The organism is Shewanella sp. 3_MG-2023 (assembly GCF_030548765.1).
In the GTDB taxonomy this organism is placed as follows: Bacteria; Pseudomonadota; Gammaproteobacteria; order Enterobacterales; family Shewanellaceae; genus Shewanella.
Genome location: NZ_JAUOSH010000006.1, coordinates 1 through 26,075, shown reverse-complemented (window position 1 = coordinate 26,075; position 26,075 = coordinate 1). Strand labels below are relative to the sequence as shown.

Genomic DNA, 26,075 nt, shown 5'->3' with positions numbered 1-26,075 from the left:
GATTTAGTATGCTACTTTCCGACTTCTTATGATACTGTCTTGAAAGTCAACGTTCGCGCAAATCGAGATACTCATGAACAAATCAAGCGAGTTAATTAAAATTACTATGATAGCCTTCGAAGGCATCAGTGCTTTTCATCTCTCTGTGCCCTGTCTGGTGTTTCAAGATATCTTTTTCGGTCAGCCGGTTCGGTTTAACTTGAGGACCTGTAGCGAAAACAGCTTGCGGTTTGAAACAAGCTCTGGATTTGGTGTGGTGGTCGATAGCGATCTAAGTGCTACCCAAGAAGCCGATATTATAATTATTCCAAGCTGGCCAAATGACCTGCCAGAGCCAAGTGAGCGACTTCTAGAGGCGTTAATAGATCATCATGATAAAGGGAAGTTGCTGGTAGGGCTCTGCCTTGGTTCTTATGTTCTCGCGTGTGCTGGCGTTCTCGATGGCAAACGAGCCACAAGCCACTGGGCATTTACCGAACAATTTCAGCAGCAATTTCCTAAGGTGAATTTTGACCCAAACCCTCTATTTGTTGAACATGAGACTATCATCACCTCTGCTGGAGTAGCAGCTTCACTCGATTGCTGTCTGCACATAGTGCGCCGTTTGTGTGGTAGTGAGCTTGCGAATGATCTCGCTCGTAAGATGGTGACTGCACCATCTCGTAATGGTGGGCAGCAACAATACATACCAGCACCAGTCAACATAAAACCCCTCACAGAGACAAGTATTAACCTTGTGATTGAGCAGGTTGAGCAGAGTCTCAATCAGTCTCATTCACTAGATGAACTCGCTGAGCGCTGTGCGATGAGTAAACGTACCTTTACACGCCAGTTTAAATCCACCTATGGTTGTACATTTGGTGAATGGCTGCAAAATCGACGTTTGGTGTTTAGCCAACGTCTATTAGAAACCACGAAACTATCGATACCTCAAGTTGCAGAGCAAGCGGGTTTTGGCTCTGACAGTGTATTTAGAAAGCACTTTAAATCTGCTTTTCATGTATCTCCGGTTCAGTGGCGCACGACTTTTAAGCAATAGTATTTATTTTATTGAGGGCATTTCGCGTTACATGCACACGCGTTACATGCCCCCCTGTCATTACATGCCCCCCGTCAGCACGCTTTTGGACAAAGGTGAGTTAGGTCACTAACGCAGAATGGTTCATTTAAAGTAAAAAATGATCAAACTATATTGTAAACGATCAAACTTTAATGTCCGCCGACAATTATGTGCGTCGGTAAAGAGAGATGCTGGTAACGACAGAGCCGGACGGTTTGATTGCAGACTTGCCAAGCAAACGAGGTCGCCTTGAGCTCTTCTATGGGGCGAGTAGAGACGTAATACCGCTGCCTCCCATATTCAGCGCAGAAGACCCTGCATGATATTATCGAGATTTAATAATTGATAGTTGTACAAGCTGCGGAAAGTCCCGCAACGAACACCACGGTAACTCTCTCGTAAATATAGCTCTAAATGGCTAATTCTCGATTTGAAAATCTGCAATTCGCTTCTAAGCTTGTGCCCTGACAATAGACATCCAAAGCTCCTTGAAGAGGGGCTTTCGTATCTCTGGCCAAAGTAAATCACCATCGATGGCAGTGACGCAGTATGCCACTAACTATGCTGAATTTAGTTGAGATAGTGAAGGTTTAGAACCGCGTTTGAGTAATACAAAATCCTACAGCTACTCTTCAGAGCAGTTCTTCCGCGACTTTGGCTCTATCTTGCTCCCGTCCGCTCTTACGATAGTCACACACATCTCGTCTGAGAATTTCTGATCTTCACTGTTAAAGTGATCATCGATGACTTCAGCAACCGCGTTTTTTGCGACCTGCGTGCCGTAGATGCAAGCGCCACCAGCCGCTACCTGCAGCTGAGGATTCATAATGAAGCTTGCTAATATCCCACAACCAGTCGCCCCCGCTATATCGGTTGCGGTATCGTCTGCCGCTGACGAAGCGCTATGGAGAGTTAACGTGAAAAATAGTGCTGTTGCTGCAGTGTACTTACTTAGCATGTACTGATTCCTTTTTTTACTTACATTGAAAACTAAAAGGTGCCTAATCGAAGATACTCATATTAACGCTGCAGATTCTTCACACCGCAAACTATCACTTGTAACAATTGATCAAATATGGTGAGAGTGCAACATCTAAAGCTTAAAGTGTATGCGTTGATACGCATTAAAATAGAATACCGCGCCTCAATATTGCGGTTATAGCTACAACAATCTAGTTGTTTGTTTTAAGGCAAGCAACGTAAAGGTGTTTGATTGTGTTTAAGGAAGTTCGGTAGGAAAACTTTGGTCACATACTATCGCAGCTGTAATATTCAGTGGCGCCAGTCCAGAAACTGTTTTTGCGGAAGAAATAAACTCACAAACCGGAACAGAAATGATTGCGCTACACAAAGCGCTTTCAGACTACGTCAAATTCTGGTCCCGCGAGAATCCCTACAAGTCGTTCAGTGAGGCCGCGGCCAGCGAGCCCATAGCAAGTAGCCAGACTGAATCTGTCGCGCGAGCGCTCGCAGAATTTGCATCTCGCTAACAATGACATAACTGATAATCTTGACTATATTCAATTTTCGTTATGACGATTTGCTTGTTTGTTATGAGGTAAGCAACTTAAAGGAGTTGGATATGGTTCCAAGAAGAGCCGCAGGAAAACTTAGGTCACTTGCTATCTTTGCAGCTGTAATATTCAGCGGCGCCAGTCCAGAAACTGTTTTTGCGGAAGAAATAAACTCACAAACCGGAACAGAAATGATTGCGCTACACAAAGCGCTTTCAGACTACGTCAAATTCTGGTCCCGCGAGAATCCCTACAAGTCGTTCAGTGAGCCCGCGGCCAGCGAGCCCATAGCAAGTAGCCAGACTGAATCTGTCGCTCGAGCGTTCGCGGAGCTGGCGTCTCGCTATCATTACGGAATTGAACATCTTGACTATGACTCAGCTCCAGGCTGGTTCTGCGGCAATGGAGAAAATGTCCTGGAAGTCGAGTGTTTCGATCTTGACAACAGCCTAATGGAGCTATGGGACTATTGGACAGAGGAAGTAGTGATAGGCGCCAGAGGCCGAATCGACGAGGAAAACAGTGAATCTGAGTTCTGGCGCCTGCGCCGCGACCTTGAGACCGCAAGGTTGGAGCAGGTCGTCAAGGTTATTTCGCCCTGGATATTGGGCATTGACGAATATAGAAGCGCATTCGTATCCGGTCTTGCTGGTGTTGATCCAGACTCGGGGTTTGACTCCGATGTCGCGCTAGTGGATGCCTGCCAAGCAACACATCAGCCCAGTTGCGATCGATCGGACTTCGAAGGCGTTGAAGCTCAGTGTACTATCCGTACGAAGAACAATAAAGACACATGCGCCTGGGTTGATGCGTACTACGGAGCACATCTTTCGCACCGTAAAAATGCTTATGCTGACTTCTTTTCTGCTGAGTTTTCGGCGGCATACCAACGAAGCCTGCTGGTGTCAGATTCAGATTACGCCCGCTACATTCAGTTGTACGGAATCTTGGAGACTGCAGGCTCAAATGTTACCAATTGGCTAAACCTCGACCTGTCTGGTGTTGAGGCGACGCGACGCGACGCAGTCCCGGTCCAGCGCGGCGCTGTTGATCTGCTTGAATCTCTTTCGTCAAACGCGATCGACAGTCGTGTGGACTGCCTTGACCCGAACGAAGATGAGCACGCTTTCGATGAGGCCTACTTCGAAGCCTGCTTAGATCCTCTGCAAACAGAACTTGCTGACATAAAAAAGAGCACCGACGTTATGACTGCCTACTCGACCTCCAAGGTAGAGTTTCTGCTCGCGTTTCGCGACGCTATGGTGCGTGGCGTCACGCAGTTCGAATCCCGGTTTCCAGGGGTTGCTTCGTTAAACGACCCTAGCGACCACGTATTGCACAGCTACGTCGCTGCGTTAACACGCCTGTCCTCGATCGGACTGCATGTATCGCGCATTAGCAACATCACGCAAAACAGAACGCTTTGCAACACGGGTGGGAGCGCCCAGCTTGACGAGAAGTCACCCGTCGACTGCATATTCTCCCCGCCTGGTGAAGACGTTAGCAGTCTTAGCTTGCGCACAGAGCCGCTTCGCTACCTGAAGGTGAAATACAGCGATCCGGCGATCCAGGATCCTACACTAAGTATTCAGCGAGGCTCCAACGGTGGCTACTTACTCGCGAACAAGGTGGGGATCAGTACGAGCTTTCTTAGGGAATCCGAAAATGTCGGCTCGTTGAATCAATACCGTATATACGACTTTGGCGCCTATGCCCATGGTTTGAGTTCGACCTACGAATTTTCGCTGGATTGCGGCGTCTGGAGCGAAAACGCATTCAAGCTCTGCAGGGAGCCTGCACCTGTCACACTCTCTTGGAACAACAGCAGTCGGTGGTTGCCTCTCGATAAGATCGACGCCGTCAATAGCTTCATCTGGGATCTCGGTGTTTCTCGTCTATTCGACGCCTACGTCCCGGAAATAAATTCGCCCAAAGGCAGATTTGATCCGCGGTTGTTGTTCAGCCTGAAGCCGAGCGCGATGCGGCTGAATATTGGGTTAGAGGTTGAGTTGGCACTTTTGTCAGGTGATCAGCAGTCATGGCTGAGGAGTCTCGACGATGTGTCCCGGCAGGTGCTGTCGCGCGTTGTACACCAGGTCAATTTGCTGATTGGCGGAGGCCGGCTAAATCCAAAATGGATCAATACGCCCAACGGATTGGTTGTTGCGGCGTTCGGCATTGAGTCGGTCGCCCCTCTGAAGCTCATGCTGCTCGCATACCCGGCCGGAAAATTCCAATTGCTGACGTCGTATGTCGGCGCCATCGAGTATGAAACCGGTAAGAACAGGGCCAGGATAGCCTGGAAAGAGGGCCAGCCGGTTTTCCCACCAGAGCTGAGCTACGCAATTTCCCTGGTAGGGGACCAAATTCCGCCTTCAGCTCTTTCAAACGCCGTTTCGGAACTGCTATTTGGTGCCAATCCGGTGGTCGAGAGTGACGCCGATATTCTGCTTCTGTCCGGCCTGATTGATGATTTGATCGCGGAGCTCTACACAAGTGAAGGCGATGCCCTGCCGCAAACGAGATTGATGATCGCGCAAAGGGTGTACGTTGATGAGCATCTCGAACAGTTGGAAAAAACACTGATCGATGAATTTACAGCAAGGGTCAATGCTTTCCCACCCGCGAACGCTCAGAGTCTGGCCGCCGATCTACGGACACGACTGGAATATTTGGTTCGGAGTAGTGCGCTTTTCTCGGGGCAGTTTCCAGTTGGCTCGAGCCCAATTCAGAGGATTATCGGCAACGGCCAGCAGATTCAGGCAAAGCTGATAGACGCGCTCGTCGCCAGTCTTTCTAAAGCGATTGGCGAATATGCCGCAAAGACCTGGGCGTACGATTGCATCGCTTCATCATGGCCTGCGACGTCTGTATGTGGGATGCCCAGTCACATGAGTGCGTCCATTAAGGCCTTGGTCAGACGAACGACCAGCTTCGACATCGACGATGACGAGTTTGATAAGATACTCGGCGATTTCCCTCGAGCGGATTTCTTCAAAGAGCTCGAAGATCTTCGGATCGCCTACGAATCGGCCCTTGTCTCGCGGGCCGATAGCCTTTGGATAAGACTTGTTGATGACCGGAGCGCATTCATCAGGCGGTCGGGCCAGGATATTCTTGGAAACCTGCTGCCCGATGCGGTACCGCAATGCCAGCTCCCGGCTAATCAAGGCGCGTGTAATACGATGGCAGAAAGGCTGGGCGCGTTGGCCTGGTCCATGGTCAACCGCGACGCCGATGCTGATTACGCTGCGCTCATCGCTTCGCAGCGCGGACCATTTCGGCAGCTTCTGCAAAACATACTGGTTTCTTATGCACTTGACCCTATTAATCCAAGGGATCTTGAAAAGGAGATCCCGGAGCTTGCTTCCCGGGTCAGCACGGCCCTGGGTGATCTGCTCGGTGATACGTCGCGGCTACCGACATTTGACCTGGAGTTTGGCGACGCGTCGGTTGAGCGATTAGTACGATCGCAACTGGACGTGTTCGAGTCAGAGACCGGCGAGCTGGTCGTCGCTGCGAACCAGCTGATGCTCCGTGCAGGCGACATTCTGCTTGGGTTAGACTGCAAGGAGACGCGGCCTGTCAAATGTCGCTTCTTATCGCCTAAACATGATGATCTTCAGTTCATCCTTGAGAACTCGACGAGCGAGATCGTGCTCATCAAGCGTGAGGGCCGAGAGACGACAGTCGCCCTCGGTTACGACTATAAGTTTTTCTATTCGATTGCCCCGGCGATTGACGATGTAGTAAACACGCCGGCGCAACTGTTCACCCGTATTGCAGCGGAGTCTGATGAGCTGCAGGCGCAGCATCAGTACGTGGAGTCAGCGTCGCAGGAATTGCGAGAGTTGACCAGGATGGTTGAAGATCGCGCTTTGAACTATGCGCTCGAATCGCTGTCCTACACACAATCAATGGTGAAGTCGCTCTGCACCAGCAGTGTGCCCGGCTTCGCCCAGTACTGCGATAACCTAGGTGGTCTGCACAAAGCTCTCTTTCCTTCCAACGCTCACATACGCCTGAAAAGGATCGCACAAGCCTACATCGATGCGGAAATCACTAACGACAACCTGATAGAATTCTGTGTGCAGTCTTTGCCGGACAGCGGAATAGTATTGTTCCAGGCTGCAAATGCAGATAGTTGCGATGTATTCGCGGCGGAAGTGAAGGCACTGCTACGGCAGAAAAATCCACAGGGTGTCACGACGAAAGAAATCTACAAGATCGTTTCGAGAGTTTTCGATGCCTTTGGCAGCAGCCTTGCCGGGAATGCGAATGACGAGCGGTGGATAACCGTTGCAAGAGCGTTGTTCGTTATCGACCAGAGCGTCCTCAACTCGGTGAAACCAATTGCCAATTTCATCCAGGCGGGAGTCTGTCTCGACCTGAAATCTGGCACAATCTCACTGCCCATGACTGGCGCTGCTGCGGGAGAACGGTGCGCGGACAGTTTGACCTATTTCGACTCCATCGAGACCGCGAAAGCAGAAATTCTCGAGCGCGGAGCCCAGGTTGCAAGGCCATTTTTTGAAAACTACGAGCAGCAGCTAAGGGAGCTCGACTCGGTCTGCCTCGACCTCACGACTCCGGGCTTCGGCTCACAACCAGACCAGGCGCAGATCTGTGGTTCCCTGCAGGAGATTGTGGAAGCGCCGAAAGACTTTGTAGAAGCGCTCTCCGAGACCGCTGAAACGCTAGCTGTGATGAGAGCAGAGTCATTCGCACTGGGCTACCTGGAATCGTTCGGTGTTACGGAAGAAGTCGGCAACTGGTGCATCGAGCTGGACGGAATAGGTAAAAGTTGTTCGGAGGATCCGGAGGAACTAGTTGAGCAAATAGCGGAACTGACGGAACAACAGGTCACGGCCGAGATTCGCAAGCGAGCAGGGCAGACACTCGAAGAGATTGCGACCCCCGTTCGGAGGGCGATTGAGCAGGAAGCTGCGCGGTTTTGCGAAGAACTCAATGCGTTTGTCGCGGACGACATCAGCTTACTCGGTGGAAAGCTCACATTTGATCCACGCTACGACTGCCCGTCCTCAGACTTCTCTCTAAGAGGCACGTTGGTTGTGGATTCCTTTTCAGAAAAGAACCGCGAAATTCGCATTGAGAACGGGCTGTCTATCGACGTAAAGAGGTTCCGCGCTGCGTTAACTGCGGGCCAAGTGCCGTCGGTGGACACCATTTCCATCAATTGGTCGCAACTAAAGTTCACTCCCTCTCTGGAGGCTGTTATTCAGGACGAGCTTCGGATCAACAATCGCTACGTAGAGCTTACGGATGTGTTGTCGTCACAAGATGGGCTCGACATCCGGTTTTTACTTAAACCGCCCAGTTTTGATTTACAGCTTCCGGCTTCGATACGAGTGAAACGAAACACGTTCAACCTTGATCCGTCGAGCGCCGGAGATGTTGTAATTGCCAGGCTGTGCGGCGAGATTGATCGGTATGTGACGAGGAGTAGGTTGAGTCCAATTGATGGATTCGTAATTACGGGGTCATCCGAGAGCTATTGCGTACAGAGGAAATTTCGCGGATTCGAGTTCAAAGCGAACGTCGACTTCGCCGACCCAATCGGCACTCAAGAGGTTGGCATCATCGTCGACCTCGATGGCGATGTTAGAATCGAACCGCCCGACTTAGAAGTACTAGCGGCCGCCGGAGTCCTGGCCAAGCTGGATCTCGATTATATCAGGCCTGTTCCACCCATCTATAACTATGACGATGGTTTGACGCTGTTCCTCGAGGGGACGATTGAAACGCCGGTCGGATTGAGCCTTACAGCTGGTTTCGCTGTCAGCCCCGGCAGGTTCCGTTTTAACGGTCCAGTCGGGTTGAAGATTCCAGGATGGTATGACACCGGCGTGCTGTCATTCGGCAACCTGGGGCTCTACTTCGATCCGACCGATTCAGTTGTCAGATTCGACGGTTCCCTGTCGGTCGTACCTGGGGCCAGTATGAGCAACCTCGTGGTCATGAAGGGGTCTGCTTCGGCTCAGCCGAGAGAGCAGGAAATCCGTATGGAGAGCACGTTGGTCCTTCTTAGGGTGATTCCGATGGGCTCGTCGGTAACCAGGCTGTCGTTCAAGGAACGACTGTTTGAACATACGATTGAGTCGGGGCCGGCACTCTCCGACGTTGTCGCCATTAACGGTTTGCTAAGGATTCAGGACAGGGCGCCATTTCCGTTCTTCGTCGCCAACGGCGACGGCGATCTGTTCGGCGCCGATATCGCAGAGATGCAGGTCAGGCTCGGTCGAGACTTCAGCGGCCTGTTTGGAGCTAAATTGAGAGTGCCGGCACTGGACGACTCAATCGATTTCTCCGTGACGATGGAGGAGAAATTCAGTAACCCGGAAGCGCAAGGCAAGGTTGAGATAAACTCCATAGATCCGTTCAAGTTCGAAATAGAAATGTGGGCGGATACCGAGAGCGTAACGCTTGGCTTGCAGGCCAAACCGCCACCAACTAGCGTCTCAATCACGCTACCGACCTTTAAGCTGCTCACAGAGGACTTTCTGATAGGCCTCATTACCGATATCAAGCTCCGCTTTGAAGTCCCGACCAACATCGACTTCTCGAACAGTGGTGGGGAGAAGGGTGGCGGGGGCGGTGGCAACGGCACCGCGGACGATGCCAAGCTCGGTGGGGAAGCGGGGGATCCAACGCAGCCAGAGACGGAAAATGGCAAGTACTCCTACAGGCCCGTGTGGAAAATGCATCGTGAGCGGTACAAGAAAACCAAGTGGTTTGGCATCAAGATTGGCTATGAGTGGGCCTATCGGTGGGTAGAGCGGTTTCGTGATTCTCGGTCAGCGCAGCTCAGCCGCTTGATTGGCGTGAGTGCGGCGCAGGCGAAGAGCCTCAATCTGTACTACGCCAACATGACCGCTTCTGAAGGACAAGCGAAGTACGAGCTTTTGGCTGAGAACAAGTCAGCTGGGAGAATCTGGATTTTCGACACAGAAACCAGTAGTCGAGTTTGGAGCGGTCAGTTTTCCGGTCCGTTGCAGGACTTCAACGGCCGGGTCGTGACGCACAAACTGGCGGACAAGGACTCGTTCGTCGTTATGCGATACGGCTCGGAAGACCTGAGCATCGCGTTAACAAAATCTGCCATCGATGGCCGGAGATATTTGATACCTGAGACAAGAGAACAAAAGGACGACAGTGCATTTGCACGCTACATCATTCGCGAGAGCGCGAGCGAGATTCGCTGGAAGGGCAACAAGGCGACACCGATACCGATCGGCAACAAAGAGCGCAGTTATCTCGTCGCTATCGGGGACGCGGCAAATGAGGAGGAGTATCGATACGTCAATTTTAATCCGGAACGCAAGGTAAACATCGTGTCTTACGCGATTGGAAGTGCGCGGAAGATGGCGGGCGAGCGTGAATTTATACGCAGGGCGCTGACAACGCAGGAAGAAGGGTTGCATCAGGTGATGTTCACGGCATGTAAGTCCAGGGTGTCGTCGTCTTTCCGCAACCCTTGCGGTCAATTCGCGGTCGCCAGCACGCAGAGCCTGTTTGCGCTTGAACCACAGGATATGACGGCAAGAGTGGCAGGCTACTCGGTGAGAGCGCGAGCCTTTGCTGTCGGGCCAGGTGTAAGCACGCTTACCGAGCAGGTCTTTACGCGGGACGGTATGCCTACGGCCGCGATGCTTGACCGCCGCGGTGAGGAGCTGAATTTGCTGCTCGAAAACTACCTTGCCGGTTTGAGCGCTGGTACAGAGATAACGAAGCTGTCGATCGACCTCGACGGCCAGATGCGGATTGCCTCGTTTGCCAACACACAGGGAGGAAAGAAAGTGTGGTCAGTTACCGGAGACCTGGAAATCGAGGGGGAGCGATACAAGTTACGCAGTGCGAGTGGCGACTGCACCAAAGTATTCTGGAAACCTGAATCGCAGAACGGCGCGTTCCTGGCTCCGAGCGCGGAGTCTTTGAAGGCAAACAAAACAAACATGGATACCGCGTTGCTGTTGGGCCTCGGCTTTGCAGGTGCGTATCAGGACATAGGTTTCAGAGCCGACCCGCTTGGGGTTACGTTCAATCAGTGTGGAGAGGGATTATGATCCTCGTTTCGTTATTAACCCTGGCGTCTATAATTGTCGCCGGTTTCTTACTCGTCCTTTTGGTTCAGAACTTCACGCAAATGCGGTTCATCGAGACAGATGAAGGCCTCGTATGGTGGACCCGGTTGAAGCTGGCGAAGCTTTATCTATGCGGACTGGCAGCCGCCTTTATATTTGTCGGCCTGTTTTTCTGGGTCGTGGTGTGGAAAGCAAACTCGGCCTACGATACGGCATCGACGATTGATCATGTCTTCTCAAGGATGGACTACGAACGTCGACCGTCGGATAGCGAAGAGCTCAAAAGCTTCTACGACATGTTCGCCACCTATTTCCAAGCGGAAGAGTTTGAAGAGGATTCCGCTTACGAACCGTCTGTCGCGAACGCCAACATCAATGCGGTTATCATCCGAGAGCGGTTTCTCAATAGCTACATCGTGGACCCTAGTCCGGAAATAATGGTTCAGAACCCCCATCGCATGATGGAGGATGTTGTCTCTGAGAAGATTTTTCCTGTAGAAGCCTGCCAAAGCACCCGCGGTATCCTGCTGGTGCTTTGGGCGAAGGGCTACGGCGGTGCTGCTTTTGACGAGTGGAACCCTCCAAGTGACGGCAGCAATCAGAGTTGCGCAAGCCTGCTGTCCTTCGAGAATGTGCCAGCGCTGTCGGAGTGCGGGGTGGGTGAGCACCTGGGGAACGTTGCGAGCCATGTCAGGGAACGCATCATTCCGAGCCTGGGGGATGCCATGTCCGCTTTGCTGTCTGGCACCTTCCAGGTTCCGTCCGTGGAAGCTATCGTGACAAGCGCGCCCGAGGAGTCGAACTGTGGCAACCTGTTTTCTTCGAGTAGCGGTCAGCAGAAAAGAGAAATCATCGATGCACAGATAAACGTTCTACGCGAGTCCGTGGGGGTTCCGATGCGGATGGGTGCAGTAGTATTTGGGCCAATTCAGGTACTGCTCCTGACGATCTTCTTTTCGGCCTGCATTGGACTGGGTGAACGACGAAGGCTAGTAAAGTCGAATTCTGAGAAGAACTTGGAGTTGCTTATTAAGGAACGGTGGGACCTGGTCAACGTGCCAGGCGAGAGCGTCGACAAGGTGGCGTTTGAAATCGTCTTCCAGAAGGAGCTGGAGGATGAAGCCGGGTTCCCGATTACGTTTGCGCAGTATGTTCTTGGCATGATCGGTTTTATCGGAACGGTGATAGGCATCGCGGCGTCTTTGAGCGACGCCGGATCAGTGGTACGGGCATCAAGCTTAGGCGTGGCCGCCCAGGAAGAAGCGATATCCAATGTCACCGGATTACTGGGCGTCGCATTTGACACCACGTTGCTTGCGCTTGGGACAAGTGCAGTCGTTTTCTATATCCACGGCTATTTGAGAACGACAGAGAACTCGCTGCTGAGACGAGTGGTCGGCGGTCTGACGCCAAGTCTTGCGCCAGCAAAGGACGAGTAGTTTCGCAATGCAGGCCGACGGCAATTCGACTTCGTTTCTTGACGTAATGGCGTGTGCGCTGGGCGGCATGGCGATGCTGTTCCTTATCCTGTCGGTGCTGCCGCACTCCGGCGAACCGCTAAAGGTGGAGTCACGCCAGGGCGCCAAATCCGTCATTCCCCTGAGCGCGCCGACAAGCGACGGCAAAGCCGGCATCGAGACACCCGTGCTGGTGCGGGTCACTCATCCTTATTGCGAGGTTATAGCTGGCATCGACTATGACAATGTTGATTATGTTTCAGGCATCAGCTGGTCGGCGCTGGAAGATCCGGAGCTTGGACTTCGAGTCGGCTTGCTCAGAATCGCGCCCGCAAGCAGCGGCAAGATTGAATTTCGCAATTGCCGACAGCCGGTCGAGATATCAGTCGAGTATATTTTTCATCCGACGCTTGTCGGGACGATCGAGCGGTTTAAAGATATCGAAGTGCACTATAGCGATGGAAGGTTAAGGCGATGATAAGATTCTTCCGGTTTGTTCGTGATCTTCCATCTCAAGGGGAGAGGGTAAGGAGGTTGTACAGCGACGGTTATGTAAGCATCGCGGCCAAGACGATACCGATTCGACGCGAGGCGAGCGCGGTGCTGGGGATGTCGACGCTCGACATTATTGCCTGTGGCCTTGGCGCGGTTGCATTCATTGCTATCCTCAACATGTTGATCAAGGTACCGATCCCGCCGCCACTGTCCGAGGACTTTATTCTCGCAGAGGTGAGAAGTGATCAATCGGGCATTTTTGGCTTTGCTATCCGGCACGACAACGGCGACTGGGTATACGTAAACGAACAAAAAACTCGGCGCACATATGGCGAGGAGAACGCGGCGGCGGAGCTGGGATTGAACGCTGCGGATTATGTGTATTCCGTGGGCGTGGGCAATTGTAAGAAACCCTACGAGTTGGAGGGCTGTGAGCACACTGTCGCGCATCTCCTACTGTATAAGCCGGCTATAGGGCGATGGCAAATCGAGCCGTTTTTCAGAGCGTTTCGTCAAGAAGGAGGAATTAGCAAGGGCAAGAATTTGGATAGCGTCAGATGCTTCTACTGGACGAGAGACGCGGAGTATCCAGATTCGGGCAACAACTGTACTAACGACTTTCTGAGTGCGCCCGCAAAACGACCCGGTGTCTTCGCTACTGAGATAACTCACTGAGTAACTCGGTTAAGTCGGTGTTCAGTAATCTCGGCTTAGAATGGACTTATAATCTTAATGCGAAACGGGAGAAACCTGTGTGAGTGGCTGTCTATTTGATCTCCCTGATCGCATTTATCAGCAGCGAAACAGCCTTTCATAGTAGATAGTGAGCATCTTATAATCACTTGGCTCTAGGCGGGTTTTTCGGTCAGTTCCACGCTGCATAATAGCAGCATCAACTGGAGAGACATCTTGATAATCTATGGTTGTATATCTCTCATTCAGGAACTTAAAGTATCAAGTATTTGTCTGGTTGGTTTACATCTAGGGTGTAACTCGAAAATGGACAATTCCGTTTTAGCGAAATTGCTAATTCAGCAACACATGGATCATTAAAAGTATGGCAACGTCACTTAACTAACCCACTCAATCTTTATTAATGGAGCTGGCCAGTTCATCTTATGCGGGATGCACATTAGTTCAAATCAGTTAGCTCAAACTCACTAAATTCAGCAAAGTTGGGCACAGTGATTCTGCCGCTAAAGGTGTAAAGCATAACGCCTTGCTCGTGCCCTGATAGTGCGGCAGTGCTTATAATTGACTGCCATGTGTCGTTATCTTGCGTTCGATAATAAGCGCGAACTTTAGTGTCGCTTCTTTCAAGCTTTACCGATACTGTCGACTCACCGAATAATAAGCGATGTTTAATATCAGGCTGACCATTTTGTTCTACAACAAACACCAGCGATCGCGCACCCATAAACATCTCTTTACTGATTTTTATATAGTTATCATTGTCCCAGTAAATCCCTAGTCCAGCCTGCTCGAAACTGAGGTTCGGATCTAGATTAATCGTCACCTCCGCGCTGTATTCTGGCTTGTCTACCGGATAAATAAAGATGTTTTTTACATCATTAGCGCCAGCACCAAAGATATTGCCCTCTTGAACTTGCATTGTAAGCACTTCATTTTTAAACGACCAGTGCTCTGGGTTTTCATTTTGAATCGTCCAATTATCTAGATTGTTTATCATTGCGCTGTTCCTTACTATTAGATCATACGTTGGCGGAGTTGATAGAAAATATCGTCAAGATTGCCAAGATTTTGCAGCTTAATTCGGTCTAGTTCTTTTTGTACGCTGTCATACATAAGCTGATTTCGCATATCACTCAGTGTGGCGTAATAGTGCATGCGGCGACCTAAAACAAAGTTATTCTGGTCGTTTTCACTCATCATCATAAAGTGCTCAATGGTGCGCAAAAATGTCTCTTTATCTTGTGGTAATTGTCCATTAAGTTCCGTCAATACATTGATGCCATGGAAGTTGCCATAATTACCCGTTATGCCGTCTAGCTTGCTGATAAGCTGATATTGTTCTTCAAGCATCTCTCGCTCTGTTAGTGGTGTAAATTGGCCGTTTTGTACTAACTCATCCAATTCAGTTCCCGATTTAACCGCCAGCGAGAGTATGCGAATTTCGTCTGGGTTGATTTGATTCAGTAGCTCGGCCGTTGCTGCGATATGTTGCTCTGACAGTTCTTTTCCACCTAAGCCAAGGATAATGAAGGTCATCATTTTCATACCCGCTTGCTTGGCATATTCGGCTGACTTCAAGATTGATTTCGGGGTGATCCCCTTTTTCATCAGTTTTAGAACCTCGATAGATCCCGACTCCATACCGCAGTAAAGCATGTTTAGCCCAGCATCGCAGATTGCTTTCATCTCCGCTGGCGATTTTTTAGTCATGGTCTGCGCCCGGCCATAAGAGCTGATCTGTTTAAGCTCCGGAAAAGCCTCTTTCAGTGTATTGAGCACGTCAAGTAAGTCTTGGGTTTCCATGGCGAATGAGTCGCCATCTTGCAAAAAACAGCTATCAAAGGTTCTGTTTTTATAAAACGCCCTCGCCGCCCAGATATCACGCTTAATATCTTCAACCGGACGAATAGAGAACTCCATGCCTTCAAAAAGGGTGCAGAACTTACATTTATTCCACGGGCACCCTTGTGTGGTTCTGATAAGCAAACTGTCTGCTTCTGATGGTGGGCGTATTGGGCCCTGTTGAAAATGTATCTGTGACATGGCTATTTATCCAATGAATTGAAATTGATTTGGCCATCCTACGGCAAATTTTACACGGTAAAAACGCGGTATTATTTGAATTATTATCAAAAATAAATAGATAAACACCGTACACATCACCACACAACGCGATCTAATTCCCTCTTTATGGTCAGACTTAAAAATCAATTCTCAAACTAAATTTGATAATAAATCAATTTTTAGACTGTTTTTACTTTGCAATAATCACCGTAATATACACCCAAACCAACAACGCAGCACACCATCAGCTGCTTCAACTCCATACAAAGGAACACACTATGACTAAGCTAACTATCGTTGCAAACATCGTGGCCAATGAAGACAAAATCGAACTGGTAAAAGCAGAGCTGTTGAAATTAATCGACGTCACTCGTGCCGAAGACGGTTGCATCAACTATGACCTCCACCAAGACAACGAAAACCCAGCACACTTCACTTTCTACGAAAACTGGGTATCACGTGAACTTTGGCAAGCACATATGGGTAATCAACACCTTGCCGATTATATGGCAGCAACTGAAGGCTGTGTGGCTAGCTTCGTTGTAAACGAAATGACCCAAATCGCTTAAGCCAACTTTGTATTCCCCCTTATTTGAGTCAATGGCTTTAAAAGTTTTTTGCTCAAATACACTTGTTTTCATCTACGTATTTTCTTGGTTTACATATCATGATCACAGACCTTTGGTTTTATGTTGCAGCGATACCTGCCGTTTTTTTCTATGGCATGGGCAAGGGAGGGGTCGGCGGTATTTTGGGGATGCTATCGGTACCTTTGATGGCGATGAGCGTATCGCCAGTTCAAGCCGCTGCGATTTTATTACCATTATTGTGTGGTATGGATTTAATGGCGCTGTTTTACCACCGCAAGAACTGCAATTACGTCGAGCTAAAAAGTATGATGCCCTTCGCTATTTTGGGGGTGATGAGTGCTGCTTATTTTATGGGTAGTCTGTCAACATCTGTCGTTGAACTTATCATTGGGGGGCTGGCTTTGGTCTTTTTAACACAAAAGTTTCTGCTAAAGCAGGTTCAATTTAGCCACCCGATAAAGGGCTATGCCTTAAGTATGTTGTCTGGGTTTTCCAGTACAATTGCCCATGCCGGTGGCCCGCCTGCAAGCATGCATCTACTGCCAAAAAATCTGCCGAAAGAACAATTAATCGGCACCAGCGTAGTATTTTTCACGGTGCTTAATTTTATTAAGTTGATCCCATACAGCTATATGGGGCTGCTCGATATGCAAAACTTGATGACCTCGTTAGTTTTGGTGCCGATTGCGTTTTTAGGGGTTAGAGCCGGTGTGTGGATGGTGAATATCATCTCTCAAGAGTTGATTTACAAGATAAGTTATAGCGTTCTGTTTCTTACGGGAACCAAGATGCTCTATTCCGGCCTCACGGCACTTTAAATGCGATTTTAAAACCTCTTTTTCTTTTATCATAAGGACACGTTATGTCTAACATTATCAATCTCGGGGTTACCGATTTATCTTTTCATCGCGTTACTGCATCGATAGTTAGCCATGTCTTAACTGACATGGGTTTTCAGGTGGAACGTGTCTACGCACCACATCAAGAAAATTTCCAAAATCTAAAAGCGGGCCGTATCGACATGCTCTCTTCGGCCTGGTTACCTTCAAGCCACGGTATCTATAAATCCGATGTTGAAACGGTAGAGCCTTTGTTAGAGTTAGGTTTGCACTATAAACCGTACGCTCTATGGGGGGTGCCCGATTATGTACCTGAGGAGGTTGTTTCACAAATCAGTGACCTATTAAAACCAGAAGTCGTTAAGCGCACCAACAAACACATTCAAGGTATTAACCCAGGTGCTGGCATTACCCGATTCTCTATTGAAATGATGGACCAATATGGATTAAGCGATGTGGGTTATCATTTTCACTCTGGTTCAGAAGAGGATTGCTTTGGTGCCTACGAACGTGCGGTTGAAAATAATGAGTGGGTTATTGTGCCATTGTGGAAACCACAGTTCTTGCACCACCTATTTACTATCCGTGAATTAAAAGAGCCCAAAGGATTATTGGGTAGCGTTGATCGCGCCGTATTATTACTTCGACAAGACAGATCAATCGTATTTACCCCAGCACAGTTGGCACAGCTAGATCAATTGCGCTTTTCAAATGAAATCATCGCAGAATTGGATTACAAGGTTTGCCGTGCGGGATTAGCGGTTGATGATGTGACTCGTGAGTGGTTGGACAACCATCAGTAGTTAAGACCATCACCGCTTTACTGAGGGCTGGCAATTTCCACGCCCTCACAACCTCAACAGTTAACCCAATAGAATCCCTTTGTCCTTCATTTGGATTAGAATCTGTTCGGTCTTTTCTCTAAGCATATCCCTTAATAGGCGGACGGTTGGGGTAATAGATTGTCGGCTTGGGCATATTAACCAAAGCTCAGTGGAAGTCGGTTTATAGTCTGCCATTACATTGACCACTTTCCCTGTTAGCAAGTCATCGGCCATATCGAGGCAAGACTTGATTGCTACCCCTTTCCCCGCCACACACCAGCGCCGAACAAGATCGCCATCATTAGATGCTCTGTTACCTTTCAGTTTTACCTTAATGTCCTCTTTTCCATCATTAAACAACCACTCATTTTGCAAAATATCATGTAACTGGTAAAACAGGGCATTATGTTCAAGCAGATCATCTGGCTCGGATGGAGTACCGTATTTTGCTAAATACTCCGGGCTGGCGCACAACAGCCTTGGCACATCACAAATTTTAAAACCGTACATACTCGCATCGGTTGGTGAGCCATAGCGCAGCGCCATATCAACAGAATCTCGATAAAAATCGATGTTGCTGTCACTGATACTGGAGCGAAGTGAAACGTCTGGGTAGTCCAACAAAAATTCATCAAGCCAAGGTGTGACCACATTTCGGCCCAAATCAGACGAAAGGGCGATGCGGATCTCTCCATCAATAATCCCTAGCTCTTCACGCATGTTCATTTTGGCTTTTTCAAGCATCTGCAACGCCTCTTCACACTGAGGCAAATAACGCTCGCCGGCAGAAGATAAGCGTATATGACGAGTCGTTCGTACAAATAATTCAGCCCCTAATGATGCCTCAACACGTTTCACCGCCGCACTTGCCGTTGCCGTGCGCATATCCAGATTTGTCGCAGCAGCAGTGATGCTGCGAAACTCTGCGACTTTTAAAATGACCTGAAAATCCTCTAAGAGCATAACCGTTACCTTTTAATCAGTGTGTTAACAAAATCTGAAAATGACTATCCCTTTATATCGCACCACATGAAATATTAAAAGATTATTATCAAATTTTAATTGGTAATTATTCAATTGATGGGCTGTTTTTCATTGGTAATGTTCGCACTATTATACCTCCATACCAACAACGCAGTGCGCTAAGCACGGCACTAACTCAGAACGAAGGAAACTCCTATGACTACATTAACGATTGTTGCAAACATCAAAGCCAATGACGACAAAATTGAACTTGTGAAAGCTGAGCTACTAAAACTTATCGAGATAACTCGTGCTGAAGAAGGTTGCATCAACTATGACCTTCATCAAGACAACGACAACCCAGCGCATTTTACTTTTTATGAAAACTGGGTATCACGTGAACTTTGGCAAGCTCATATGGGCAACCAGCACCTTGCTGACTACATGACAGCAACCGAAGGCTCTGTCGCAAGTTTCACTGTCAACGAAATGACCAAGATCGCTTAGTTAAAAATTAACGTATTTAAACATTCAATTATCAAAATAGATTTGAAAGTATTTACAATATAAGTCAGTAATTGAGTGTAGTACCTGTACTTGAGTGTAGTACCTGTACTTGAGTGTAGTACCTGTACTTGAGTGTAGTACCTGTACTACATTTAGTGAGTAACTCAATATGACATGACGAGTTGCCCTATCACTAAAACATTAAAGACATCAAAATTACCGACGATTTCGGTATCAAATTTAAAAGGAACATCCCATGACTACATTAACGATTGTTGCAAACATCAAAGCTAATGACGACAAAATTGAACTGGTGAAAGCCGAGCTACTAAAGCTTATCGACATTACTCGCGCTGAAGAAGGTTGCATCAACTATGACCTTCATCAAGACAACGAAAACCCAGCGCATTTTACTTTTTATGAAAACTGGGTATCACGTGAACTTTGGCAGGCTCATATGGGCAACCAGCACCTTGCGGACTACATGACAGCAACGGAAGGCTCTGTCGCAAGCTTCACAGTCAACGAAATGACTAAGATCGCGTAACGACAACATAAAACAAGCTTGTTATAGCACTATGCCCTGACTAAAACGGTTAGGGCATCAAAGAACACCAATGAGGCTCGACATGAAAAATATCAAAATCTTACTAACACTTGCGACTGCGATGATAGTTAACACAGCGCAAGCGGCTGATATCGAAGTGGTTGCCAAGCTTGATGGCACACGACCAGGGAACATTACAGTAACGAAGCAGGGGCGTACTTTCCTTTCTATGCAACCCCTTGATGCACCTGAACTTCGTGTTGTTGAATTGATGAAGGATGGCTCAACCAAAGCATTTCCAACCCAAGACTGGGCAGATGGTCCAGATAAAGGTGAGGTTGGTTTGGCTTCAGTAATCGGTATTGATAGTACCGATGATGGTGTTGTGTGGGTGTTAGATATGGGCAGTGAAACTTCGCCTTCGCAAATTGTTGCATGGGATACCGTCAACGATAAGCTATTTAAACGCATTGAAATTGGAAAAGACGTACAGGTCGGTAACTCTTTTTTACAGGATTTTGCATTAGATACACTGCGTAACCAGATGTACATTGCCGATACGAGTTTAGGTAATCTGTATGGCGAAGCTGCGCCTGCCTTTGTTGTTGTAGATTTAAATACAGGTAAATCTCGCCGCGTTTTGCAATCAAATAAAGCACTGCTTTCACCTGAGCATGAAGTTGTGATTGATAGTTCTCGTATGGCGACAAAGCGTGAAGATGGTAGCGTTGATGCGCTTTATCTTGGTGTGAATCCAATCACTATTGATGCAAATAATGAATGGCTATATTTTGGTACAGTCAATGGTAGTGCTATCTACCGTATTCCTGCCGCTGCTCTTGCTAACACAGCGCTTAGTGAAGATGCATTGGCCGAGCAGATTGAATTTTTCAGTGAAAAACGTCCAAGTGATGGCATGATTATCGCAGATAACGGTGATATCTATGTCGGTGATATTGAGAAAAATGCTGTTGGTGTGGTGAATAAAGACGGCTACAAAATCTTTGCACAAGATGACAAGTTATTGTCATGGGCAGATGGTTTCTCTATCCAGGGTGATTACTTGTACGTCACTCAAAACTCTCTTCACTTCCACCCTGCTTTCAACGAAGGCGAAGAAGGTTCAACCAAGCCATACCATGTGCTTCGAATCAAACTTAACTAATTGATGGTCTTTATGGCGGGAGTCATTCTCTCCTGCCCTTATTTTTCAATTCAATAGCGAGCCCATCATGAAAAATTCACGATAAAACCGAGTCGAGACCTTATCCAGATGTCTGAATTTGCCTCATCTGCTGTTGGCGGAGGTGATGTGATTGCTGACGGTAGCAAGGTTACACATCTTCAGGTTGGAACCGCGTGGTTGGTCTGTTTTTTCCGACTTGGGACACTGTCGCGATCAATCAAGGTAGCAACGATGTGGCCAGAGGCGGAGGCAGTACTGATGGTATGTTAGCTCAGGAAGTGGTTGGTCATGAAGATCGCTTTATAACTTTTCCAGATCACCTTTCTTACGAAGAAGCATCAACTGTAGTGGATCAGTAAATTTGGCCACATAGTCAGAACTCTAGACATAAGGAAAAGTAAGTCTAATCGCGTGTCTTGAAATTAGCCTCAATCCTGCTCTAGCTTGTTTTGGGGCATAAACGAGTTACCAGCACCAGCTTTAAACTTCATTTATATTAGATCAGTAACAGCAGGCCATCACTTCAATCTAACCAATTGCCTGCCGCAGGTGCTGTATAGGACATACGAATGTCGCGATAACATGGATGTGAAAGAGCGACCTTATGTGCAAGCACGACTGTGACACGCTGCATTCTTTATTTAAATCAAAAGGTCCCTGAAAGCTCGGCCATGACAAATAACATCCATGTTAAACGGCCAGTTCGGCATCCATGCCTCTCGCTCAGAGCGTTTCACACAGTGAAACTTCGCCATGTCATGGACGGTCACAGCCGCGCTTACACCGGAATTTTCATCTCTTCGATTTAGCTTTTTATATTGCAACAAGTAAAAGCCAAATATCAAAAGCTAGACAATCTATAAATCTAAGAAAGTAAAAGACTAAAACTCAATTTGAATTGAGGACGTTGAAGAAAATAGCGTGATGCTCACATGGATGTGAGCATAGCTTTCGAGGTGCAGGATCACTCCTTAGCATCCATGCCACCGTGACATTTGTAAATCCATTTACTTCAGACTCACCATCGGAAGCGTTAGCATTTTCACTCTTTATAATAAACAGGGGCCGAAGTTAGCAACAAACGAAGTTAAAAGCTGGATAAATCCCCATCGAAAATCATGCGCTTTTCAGCATTTTTCGTTAGGGGCGGCGGGGCCTAATTCATTAATAAAGAGTATGGAGGGTAATGCTGTTGATACCCTTTTGGTTGGGTGTGGGTGGAAAACCCACGACGTTAATCCAAACGGAGTTTGGAAATACAAAAAAGGCATCAACAGTCTAATTTGGGTGCGGACTAGGTATCACGACTTTGAATTGTTCATAATAACCGATTCTTTAAGCCACAATAATGCTTCTTTAAAATGGTCAGTATCAAATAACTTACATGAAGCGGGTTTTATAAGGTCTTGCGGATGCGTCTGTAAACTATTTGCTGGTCTTTATTGCAACAAAGCCTAACTTGTTAGGTAAAAACTGCAGGCTTAATAAATAACTCATAGTCAAAATTAGCTGTATTAAGCAATTTAAATAAACTGATTTTCAGCTAATATCATGATTTTTAACTGCTTAAGGTTGCCATTAATTAGCTTTGGAACGTGTTTGGTGTGATTGTTAAAAGTGTTAATTGTCATACTGCTGTCACATTAGCGTCATAGACTTGTCATCATCGTCATTGATACTGAGCCTGTCTTAAATAACAACGCTTATAATACCGGAGCACAAAAATGAAACTTAAACAGCTAGTTGGCGCTATCGCCTTTTCTGCAGCTGGTGTATTTTCAGCTACATCTATGGCAGCCATTGATAAAACATTACCTGTGTACGAAAAAACCAGTGGTGTTTCAGGTAACTTGTCATCAGTGGGTTCAGATACATTAGCCAACATGATGACCTTATGGGCTGAAGATTTTAAACACATTTACCCTAACGTAAATATCCAAATTCAAGCTGCCGGTTCTTCTACTGCGCCACCAGCATTAACTGAAGGTACTTCTCAGTTCGGCCCAATGAGCCGTCAAATGAAGCCAAACGAAATTGAAGCATTTGAAAAGCATTACGGTTATGCGCCGACAGCTATTCGTGTAGCCATTGATGCATTAGCGGTATTTGTGCATAAAGATAACCCAATTGAAGGGCTAAGCATCGAGCAAATCGACTCAATTTTCTCATCGACTAAAAAGTGTGGCGGTGATGATGTAACGCGTTGGGGCGATGTGGGTCTTGAAGGTAACTGGGCTAAGAAAGACGTGCAATTATATGGCCGTAACTCAGTTTCAGGTACTTACGGTTACTTCAAAAAGAAAGCCTTATGTAAAGGTGACTTTAGAGCAAACGTAAACGAGCAACCAGGTTCAGCATCAGTGGTTCAATCAGTATCTCAAGGTCTTAACGCTATCGGATATTCTGGTATCGGTTATAAAACTGCTGGCGTAAAAGCAGTCGCTATTTCTAAGAAAGGCACTAAATTTATTGATGCAACGGCGGCAAATGCTGCTAATGGTACTTACCCATTATCACGCTACTTATATGTTTACATCAACAAGCACCCTAACAAAGATTTATCACCAATGGATCGTGAGTTCATCCGTTACGTGTTATCTCTTCAAGGTCAGCAAGTTGTTGAGAAAGATGGCTATGTACCACTACCACGTAGTGTTGTAGCAAAAGATTTACAAAAAGCAGGTATTAAGCTGTAAGCTAAACTGCTTCTTTATAAAAAGCCTCTTTTTAAGAGGCTTTTTTATTTCAAATAGTGAGCGTTAAGTTTACTAGATACACAGTGATACTCGATGAAAAGCGGCCATTGGTATACAGTACTCATTAGAACTTTTGGAGTAATGGATATCAAAATGCGCAAGCTTTGGGACAATAATCGTGATTATCATTCAGTGGCAAATACTGATCAGATAAAAGTGCATCATTTACAGTTAAACTTAGATGTTGATTTTGATAAGCAGCAATTAGTCGCTCAAGCGACACTGCAATTTAATCGCTGTGAAGACTGTAATGAATTAGTGCTAGATGGCCGGGATTTGATTATCGATACCATTACCGATAATAGTGGTCGCTTGCTTGAATTTAGTATTGAGCATATCAATGAGCGACAAGGCGAAAAGATTGTTATTGCAGTGGGTGATGACATCAACCAAGTGATTATTAGTTATCGCACCTCACCAAAAGCGCAAGGGCTGCAATGGCTGACACCTGAGCAAACCTTAGGTAAACAAGTCCCTTATCTTTTTAGCCAATCTCAACCGGTTAATGCCCGCAGTTGGATCCCTTTGCAAGATACTCCCAAAGCGCGTATTACTTTTTCAGCTGCCGTTAAGGTCAATAACGGTTTACGGGCAGTGATGAGCGCGGCAAATAGTGACATTATGCCCGCTGATGGCGTGTTCCAGTTTGAGATGGAAAAGCCCATTCCGACCCATTTACTAGCACTGGCAGTAGGAGATTTAGCTTACGGGGCCATTAGTGACCGCTGCGGTATTTATACCGAACCTGCGATGCTAGCCAAAGCGTTGGCTGAGTTTGAAGATACCGAGGAGATGATATTAGCGGCTGAGTCCTTGCTTGGCCCATATCCATGGGATCGCTATGACATGATAGTGTTACCGCCGAGCTTTCCCTTTGGTGGCATGGAAAATCCACGACTGGCTTTTATTACTCCTACCTTGATAGCGGGCGATAAAAGCTTAGTGTCTACCGTAGCCCATGAGTTAGCTCACTCATGGACGGGCAACTTAGTCAGCAATGCCACATGGCGAGATTTATGGCTCAATGAAGGCTTTACCACTTACTTTACTAATCGTTTAGTGGAAAAAATCTATGGCAAAGAGCAAGCGGAGCTTGAGTGGGTTATTGAGTTTGGCCGCCTTAAAGAAGAAATGATCTCCATGCCATTAGCTGCGCAAACATTGCCGGCTAATGTGCAGCAAGAAGATGCCAATGACGCTTTTAATCGCTTTACCTATGACAAGGCATCAATGTTTGTCCATGAACTTGAAGCGCGCTTAGGCCGTAACGATTTTGATCAATTCTTATTTGATTATGTGCAGCATTTTAAGTTTCAAGCTATTACCACTGAAACCTTTATTGAATATGCCAAGCAAACCTTGCTTGTGCAGTATCCCGAGGCCATCAGTGAATCAGAGTTGATGACTTGGGTATACGGTGAAGGATTACCCCAATGGTTTGTTGGGCCGACATCCACAAGCTTAGATAAAGTGGATTTGGCATTGCAGCAATTAAAGCTGGGCGACAGTGCGGCTAAATTGAATGTGGCTGGTTGGCGAGTGCATCATTGGCAGTATTTTATCAAACAGCTACCGCTGCAACTCACGCAGCTACAACTTACCGATCTTGATAGCGTGTTTGGCTTCTCGGGTTCACAAAATGCTGAGCTTGCCTGCGACTGGTACAGTGTAGCCATCCGCAATAACTATGAGATAGTGCTGCCAAAGGTTGCAGCCTTTTTAGGTCATATTGGCCGAGCAAAGTTTGTTAAGCCGCTTTATAACGAGTTATTAATTGCCGGGTATGAGCAACAGGCTTTAGCGATATTTCAGCAGGCAAGGGCAGGTTATCATCCTTCACTGCAAGTACAACTTGATGCACTGATGCAGCAGCTTTGAAGCTCGGCGCTATTGATTAACAATGGCTAAAAAAATGGCAACCCAATGGGTTGCCAGAAGTATTACTTTGCGGGTTTTGCTAATAATGCGCTAGCGTATTAACAATGCCCTAAATGGGGGATGATGATGAACAATGAAACCGGGTAAAACATAATTCGGTTAGCGATAATGTCATTCGATATTCAGTCACTGTGATGAAGAGTTCGTGAACATCGCCTTAAAAGCACATTACCTCGTTGCTACAGTTACTCAGAGTGCCTCATTTCAAAAAAGTTCATTACCGCGGTAAATTATTTTAAAGTTTTTTTGGCTAGCTGGTTTGATTGGATTTTATTACTGCAATTTAGCGGTTTAATCAGTCAGCTTGTTCCAGCTTTTGCTCATAGCTCTAATCAAAGAAAATAAACTTGGCGCAAAAAAAATGGCAACCCAGTGGGCTGCCAGAAGTATTACTTTGCGGGTTTTGCTAATAATGCGCTAGCGTATTAACAATGCCCTAAATGGAGGATGATGATGAACAATGAAACCGGGTAAAACATAATTCGGTTAGCGATAATGTCATTCGATATTCAGTCACTGTGATGAAGAGTTTGTGAACAT

The 26,075-nt window shown here is 47.2% G+C and carries 18 protein-coding genes; 15 read left to right on the top strand and 3 right to left on the bottom strand.

Annotated elements, in window-relative coordinates:
* Positions 1 to 73 precede the first annotated feature (73 nt).
* From Q4591_RS04820 to Q4591_RS04795, 6 genes are all read left to right on the top strand, one after another.
* Positions 74 to 1,039, top strand: a complete 966-nt coding sequence (locus Q4591_RS04820; RefSeq protein WP_102439541.1) for a GlxA family transcriptional regulator — start codon at positions 74 to 76, stop codon at positions 1,037 to 1,039.
* An 848-nt stretch (positions 1,040 to 1,887) separates the two neighbouring features.
* Positions 1,888 to 2,025: a hypothetical protein gene (locus Q4591_RS04815; protein ID WP_303459682.1), complete on the top strand. Its 138-nt coding sequence runs from the start codon at positions 1,888 to 1,890 to the stop codon at positions 2,023 to 2,025.
* 617 nt (positions 2,026 to 2,642) lie between these two features.
* On the top strand, positions 2,643 to 10,658 hold the full coding sequence (locus tag Q4591_RS04810) for a hypothetical protein (RefSeq protein ID WP_303459679.1): 8,016 nt from the start codon (positions 2,643 to 2,645) through the stop codon (positions 10,656 to 10,658).
* Complete coding sequence (locus Q4591_RS04805) at positions 10,655 to 12,115, top strand: MotA/TolQ/ExbB proton channel family protein (RefSeq protein ID WP_303459676.1); 1,461 nt, start codon at positions 10,655 to 10,657, stop codon at positions 12,113 to 12,115. The genes Q4591_RS04810 and Q4591_RS04805 overlap by 4 nt, the downstream gene beginning before the upstream one ends.
* Positions 12,116 to 12,122: 7 nt before the next feature.
* A complete protein-coding gene (locus Q4591_RS04800; RefSeq protein WP_303459673.1) occupies positions 12,123 to 12,611 on the top strand; it encodes a hypothetical protein in 489 nt (162 codons plus the stop codon).
* Complete coding sequence (locus tag Q4591_RS04795; RefSeq protein ID WP_303459670.1) at positions 12,608 to 13,303, top strand: hypothetical protein; 696 nt, start codon at positions 12,608 to 12,610, stop codon at positions 13,301 to 13,303. The genes Q4591_RS04800 and Q4591_RS04795 overlap by 4 nt, the downstream gene beginning before the upstream one ends.
* 457 nt (positions 13,304 to 13,760) lie before the next feature.
* Here the strand turns inward: Q4591_RS04795 and Q4591_RS04790 are convergent, their stop codons facing one another.
* Complete coding sequence (locus Q4591_RS04790) at positions 13,761 to 14,318, bottom strand: DUF1349 domain-containing protein (protein ID WP_198589518.1); 558 nt, start codon at positions 14,316 to 14,318, stop codon at positions 13,761 to 13,763.
* Positions 14,319 to 14,335: 17 nt separating this feature from the next.
* Positions 14,336 to 15,364, bottom strand: a complete 1,029-nt coding sequence (locus Q4591_RS04785; protein ID WP_055023927.1) for a radical SAM protein — start codon at positions 15,362 to 15,364, stop codon at positions 14,336 to 14,338.
* A gap of 299 nt (positions 15,365 to 15,663) precedes the next feature.
* Here Q4591_RS04785 and Q4591_RS04780 point away from each other — a divergent pair, with 299 nt between their 5' ends.
* From Q4591_RS04780 to Q4591_RS04770, 3 genes are all read left to right on the top strand, one after another.
* Positions 15,664 to 15,954 carry a putative quinol monooxygenase gene (locus Q4591_RS04780; protein WP_102475384.1) on the top strand — a complete coding sequence of 97 codons (291 nt, stop codon included), beginning with the start codon at positions 15,664 to 15,666 and terminating at the stop codon, positions 15,952 to 15,954.
* A gap of 98 nt (positions 15,955 to 16,052) precedes the next feature.
* Positions 16,053 to 16,793, top strand: coding sequence for a sulfite exporter TauE/SafE family protein (locus Q4591_RS04775; protein WP_055026565.1), 741 nt, complete (start codon positions 16,053 to 16,055; stop codon positions 16,791 to 16,793).
* Positions 16,794 to 16,837: 44 nt separating this feature from the next.
* Positions 16,838 to 17,617, top strand: a complete 780-nt coding sequence (locus Q4591_RS04770; protein ID WP_303459667.1) for a glycine betaine ABC transporter substrate-binding protein — start codon at positions 16,838 to 16,840, stop codon at positions 17,615 to 17,617.
* Between the two features lie 60 nt (positions 17,618 to 17,677).
* Here Q4591_RS04770 and Q4591_RS04765 read toward each other — a convergent pair whose 3' ends face one another.
* On the bottom strand, positions 17,678 to 18,601 hold the full coding sequence (locus tag Q4591_RS04765) for a LysR family transcriptional regulator (protein WP_102526534.1): 924 nt from the start codon (positions 18,599 to 18,601) through the stop codon (positions 17,678 to 17,680).
* A 216-nt stretch (positions 18,602 to 18,817) separates the two neighbouring features.
* Here Q4591_RS04765 and Q4591_RS04760 point away from each other — a divergent pair, with 216 nt between their 5' ends.
* The 6 genes from Q4591_RS04760 (at position 18,818) to Q4591_RS04735 (ending at position 25,475) form a co-directional block, all read left to right on the top strand.
* Entirely contained in the window at positions 18,818 to 19,108 is a 291-nt protein-coding gene (locus Q4591_RS04760; RefSeq protein WP_102322248.1) for a putative quinol monooxygenase, read from the top strand.
* Between the two features lie 256 nt (positions 19,109 to 19,364).
* Positions 19,365 to 19,655, top strand: a complete 291-nt coding sequence (locus Q4591_RS04755; RefSeq protein WP_055026561.1) for a putative quinol monooxygenase — start codon at positions 19,365 to 19,367, stop codon at positions 19,653 to 19,655.
* 82 nt (positions 19,656 to 19,737) lie between these two features.
* Positions 19,738 to 20,820: an L-dopachrome tautomerase-related protein gene (locus tag Q4591_RS04750; protein ID WP_102475381.1), complete on the top strand. Its 1,083-nt coding sequence runs from the start codon at positions 19,738 to 19,740 to the stop codon at positions 20,818 to 20,820.
* Between the two features lie 194 nt (positions 20,821 to 21,014).
* Positions 21,015 to 21,200, top strand: a complete 186-nt coding sequence (locus Q4591_RS04745; RefSeq protein ID WP_102530869.1) for a hypothetical protein — start codon at positions 21,015 to 21,017, stop codon at positions 21,198 to 21,200.
* Positions 21,201 to 22,565: 1,365 nt separating this feature from the next.
* Positions 22,566 to 23,537 carry a PstS family phosphate ABC transporter substrate-binding protein gene (locus Q4591_RS04740; RefSeq protein WP_303459661.1) on the top strand — a complete coding sequence of 324 codons (972 nt, stop codon included), beginning with the start codon at positions 22,566 to 22,568 and terminating at the stop codon, positions 23,535 to 23,537.
* 153 nt (positions 23,538 to 23,690) lie between these two features.
* Positions 23,691 to 25,475 (top strand): M1 family metallopeptidase, encoded by a 1,785-nt coding sequence (locus Q4591_RS04735; RefSeq protein WP_303459659.1) that lies wholly within the window; start codon positions 23,691 to 23,693, stop codon positions 25,473 to 25,475.
* Positions 25,476 to 26,075: the final 600 nt, after the last annotated feature.